This window comes from Mycobacterium sp., from assembly GCF_032162105.1.
Lineage (GTDB): Bacteria > Actinomycetota > Actinomycetes > Mycobacteriales > Mycobacteriaceae > Mycobacterium.
Genome location: NZ_JAVRPS010000728.1, coordinates 1 through 4121, shown reverse-complemented (window position 1 = coordinate 4121; position 4121 = coordinate 1). Strand labels below are relative to the sequence as shown.

The 4121-nt window shown below is 66.7% G+C and carries 4 protein-coding genes and 1 pseudogene; 3 read left to right on the top strand and 2 right to left on the bottom strand.

Translation table 11 applies throughout. The annotated features are described in order from the left end of the window. A partial coding sequence (locus QOC69_RS36765; protein WP_526447889.1) for a transglycosylase domain-containing protein occupies window positions 1-1556 on the bottom strand: 1556 nt, incomplete at its 3' end. A 154-nt stretch (window positions 1557-1710) separates the two neighbouring features. Next, complete coding sequence (locus tag QOC69_RS36760) at window positions 1711-2133, bottom strand: DUF5318 family protein (RefSeq protein ID WP_526447887.1); 423 nt, start codon at window positions 2131-2133, stop codon at window positions 1711-1713. A gap of 111 nt (window positions 2134-2244) precedes the next feature. On the opposite strand from QOC69_RS36760, the gene QOC69_RS36755 reads away from it, so the two are divergent. The 3 genes and pseudogenes from QOC69_RS36755 to QOC69_RS36745 all read left to right on the top strand — a co-directional run. Further along, complete coding sequence (locus tag QOC69_RS36755; RefSeq protein WP_526447885.1) at window positions 2245-3108, top strand: DUF1707 domain-containing protein; 864 nt, start codon at window positions 2245-2247, stop codon at window positions 3106-3108. 127 nt (window positions 3109-3235) lie between these two features. After that, window positions 3236-3784 carry a PadR family transcriptional regulator gene (locus tag QOC69_RS36750; protein ID WP_526447883.1) on the top strand — a complete coding sequence of 183 codons (549 nt, stop codon included), beginning with the start codon at window positions 3236-3238 and terminating at the stop codon, window positions 3782-3784. Between the two features lie 58 nt (window positions 3785-3842). Continuing rightward, window positions 3843-4121 (top strand): annotated as a pseudogene (locus tag QOC69_RS36745) (inositol-3-phosphate synthase); the annotation flags it as partial.

Here is a 4121-nt window from a genome sequence, read left to right as displayed (position 1 = left end):
TCCACGCCGGGGAAGCTCTCGGCGATGCCTGCCGCGTGCGCGGCGTCGGCCACGTCCTGCGGGCCGTTCTTCAGTTTCAACATCAGACGGTAGTAGCTGGTGTTCAGCGACTGTTTCAGCGCCTCGGCGATGTTGCAGGTGCCGCAGCCTTCGCCCTCGACGTTGGTGATCTTGATCCCGTTGACGGTCACCGGCGAGCTGTCGATCTGGTAACCCAGGCCGATGCCCTGCTGGAACGCCGCCACCAACGCAAACACCTTGAACGACGATCCGGTCGGCAACCCGGCCTGGGCGAAGTCGAAGCCGTTGGCGTCGCTACCGCCGTAGTAGGCCTTCACCCCGCCGGTGCGTGGGTCGATCGAGACCGCCGCGGAACGCATGTCGGGTTCCTGGCCGTCGAGATTCTCGGTGACGGCGTCCTCTGCGGCCTTCTGCGCCTTTGGGTCGATGGTCGTGGTGACCTGCAACCCCTCGGTGTTCAGCGTCTGCTCGTCGATGTTGAACAGGTCCAGCAGCTCCTTGGTGACCTGCCGCTCGATCAGCCCGTTCGGACCGGTGGTCTGGTTCGCCGCGCGGGCCGCGTCGGCCGACACCGTCGGCGGGAAGACCTGCGCCGCACGGTCGGACGGCGAGAGCGCACCCATGGTGACCATGCCGTCGAGCACCCAGTTCCACCGCTCGGCGGCGCCCTCGGGGTCGACGGCAGGGTCCAGCGTCGACGGCCTCTGGATCAGCGCGGCGAGGAGCGCGCCGTCGGCGACGGTGAGCTGCTCGACCGGTTTGTCGAAGTAGGCCTTCGCCGCCGCGGAGATGCCGTACGAGCCGCGGCCGAAGTAGATGATGTTCAGGTACGACTGCAGCACCGCGTCCTTGGACCACTCACGCGACATCTTCGTCGAGATGACGAGCTCCTTGGCCTTGCGGACCAGGCCGCCAACACCCGACCGGGCGTCGCCGACCAATGCGTTCTTGACGTACTGCTGGGTGATCGTCGAGCCGCCCTGCAGGTCGCCGCCGAAGATGTTGTTCTTGAACGCGCGGGCGAATCCGGAGAAGGAGAAGCCGGGGTTGGTGTAGAAGTCGCGATCCTCGGCTGCCATCACGGCGTCGCGCACGTGCACCGGTATCTGGTCGATGTTGACGTCGACCCGGTTGCCTTCCGGCGGAACGATCTTCGCGAGCTCACTGCCGTCGCTGGCCAGGATCGTCGACACCTGGGCGGTGCGGATGTCGCCCGGCTTGGGCACGTCGACGATCAGGTAGGCCATCGCAAAGGTCACGATCGGCAGCACCAACATGGCGGCCACCGCGACGTACAGGGTGCGGCGCACCCACTTCCAGTTGATCTTGGTTCCGGCGGGGCGCGGCTCCGGCGGCCCGTACGGCGGTCCACCACCGGGAGGTCCACTGCCGGGCGGCGGCCCGTACGGCGGCTGTTGCGGTGGCGGCTTGCCGTCGAGCACCGCCTTGACGACGTCGACCTGATCGCGCAACCGAGGGTCGCCCGCAGGCGGCACGGGCGGCAGCACCATCGTGCGGCGATCGTCGGGCGGCATCGGCGGACGGGGCGGCCGACGGGGCGGACCCGCTGGGGCGTCGTGCCGGGGCGGGCCGGAGTGTGCGGATGCGCCTGCGTCTGCGCCGTCACTCACACGGTCAGCCACGGGCCCGTTTCGGACGTCGTCGGCTGACCTGCTGTGGCGCCCTTCGCTATTCACTGGCCGTACGCGCGCCGGAGCGCGCCGTCCGTGTGCCGCGCGCCTTCGGAGGCCGGGGAGCGCCGAGCACGTATGACTTCACCAGGTGATTCCAGCTGCAGGTTCGGCATACCTCCACCACGTACACCGCGAACTCGTCGAAGCGGGCCGCCAGCATCACCAACTCCTCGGCGCTGCGCGCCGATCCGGAGACGGCGCCAAGGTGGTCGCCGAACACCCACGACACCAGCGTGAGCTGTTCCTTGCGGCAGATCGGGCACATCGCCGGACTGGGTTTGCCGTGGAACTTCGCCGCGCGCAGCAGGTAGGGATTGGCGTCGCAGACCTCCGTCACGCCCGTGCGTCCCGAATACACCTCGGCCAGCAGGGATCGCCGCTTGAGCGCGTAATCCACCACCTGTCTCTGCAATCCCACGTGGACCAGAGTACGTCGGCCCCCCGAGCGTGGAGGAGCGACTCCAGTCACCCTCGTGCCGGATCGCCATCTGGTCTGCGGTGATGGCGCATCAACTCCTACGATCTGTGCGTGGCGACACGGCAGACGGCAGGAACGCGCGCGAAGGACACCGACCGCAACAACACGTGCCAGGTTCTGGACAGTGCGCTCAGCGACGGGCAGCTGTCCATGGAGGAGCACCGGACGCGGGTGGCGCTGGCGACGACCGCCGAGACCCTAGGGGACCTGCAGTCCTTGGTGGAGGACCTTCAGAACGCGAATGCACCGGTCCAGATGCCCAACCTGAAGAAGCCGATGTTCAAGGCCGGCAGCGCCAACAGCGGCTGGGGCATGCGGGCCGCGGTGGCGGCCGTGCTGGTGGTGCTCGGCATCGGGATCGGCTGGGGGCTGTACGGCAATACCCCGTCGCCGTTCAGCTTCACCTCCGACCCGGGCGCCAAGGACGATGGCATTCCGGCCAAGGTCATCACGCCCCCCACCCGACTGCAATCCCAGGGCGGCTTGGAGGGTCTGCTCGAGCAGATGCGCCAACGATTCGGCGACACCATGGGATACGGCCTAACCGTCTATCCGGAGTACGCCGTCTTGAGTCGGCCCGACCTCAACGACGACCGGCGCAAGCTCAGCTACTACTACAAGGGCGGCTTCGACGATCCGACGACTTCCGCCACGTCGGATGGCGACATCGTGGCCGATCTGGGTGCCTTCGACGTCAAGGCCGCCGTCGGCATCCTGCGCGGCACCCCCGACGCGGTCAAACTCAAGCCGACGGACATCGATCAGGACAGCACCTACCTCACGATCGATCCGACCCGCGAACCCCAGACGCCTGGCGAGCTGACACTGCGGGCCAGCGTGTCCAGCGATTTCGGCAGCGGATCGGTCACGTTCGGCTCCGACGGCACGATCAAACGCGTCGACCCACCCACGTGACCTAATCGGCGGCCACAGCACACCCGTAGCGGCATTGGTGCGGCCGATGTAGCGCAACATATATCGGCGCGATACAATCAACCAACGTGTTGAGTCGTCGTAGCGACCGAGTTAAGGGGGTGATTCGATGCTGGAACTCGCTGTCCTGGGACTTCTGCTCGAGTCACCCATGCACGGTTACGAGCTGCGCAAGAGACTGACGGGCCTCCTCGGAGCCTTCCGAGCGTTCTCGTACGGTTCGCTGTACCCCGCGCTCCGCCGGATGCAGACCGACGGGCTCATCGTCGAGGACGCGGCCCCCGTCGGGGCGGTCAAGGTGCGGCGTGCCCGCCGCGTCTACCAGCTCACCGACGCGGGCAAGCAACGGTTCACCGAACTGGTCGCCGACACCGGCCCGCAGAACTACACCGACGACGGCTTCGGCGTTCACCTCGCATTCTTCAACCGAACGCCGGCCGAGGCCAGGATGCGCATCCTGGAGGGTCGCCGCCGCCAGGTGGAGGAGCGTCGCGAAAGCCTGCGTGAAGCCATCGCGCGGGCCACCAATTCGCTCGACCGCTACACCCGTCAGCTGCATCAGCTCGGGTTGGAGTCCAGCGAACGCGAAGTCAAGTGGCTCAACGATCTGATCGCAGCCGAACGCGTGGCGCAGGGACGCCCAGAAAATCAGGCCTGAACAGCGCACAACTACAACAAGCACCCGAAGTCCAGTAGTAGAAGAAGGAGAACGTTTCATGTCTGAGGCCCCGTCGAACGAAGTCCGGGTCGCCATCGTCGGCGTCGGCAACTGCGCGTCCTCCCTGGTTCAGGGTGTGCAGTACTACCACGACGCCGACGAGAACAACACCGTTCCCGGCCTGATGCACGTGCGTCTCGGCCAGTACCACGTCCGCGACGTGAAGTTCGTCGCCGCGTTCGACGTGGACGCCAAGAAGGTCGGCTTCGACCTGTCGGAGGCCATCTTCGCCTCGGAGAACAACACCATCAAGATCGCCGACGTGCCGCCGACCAAC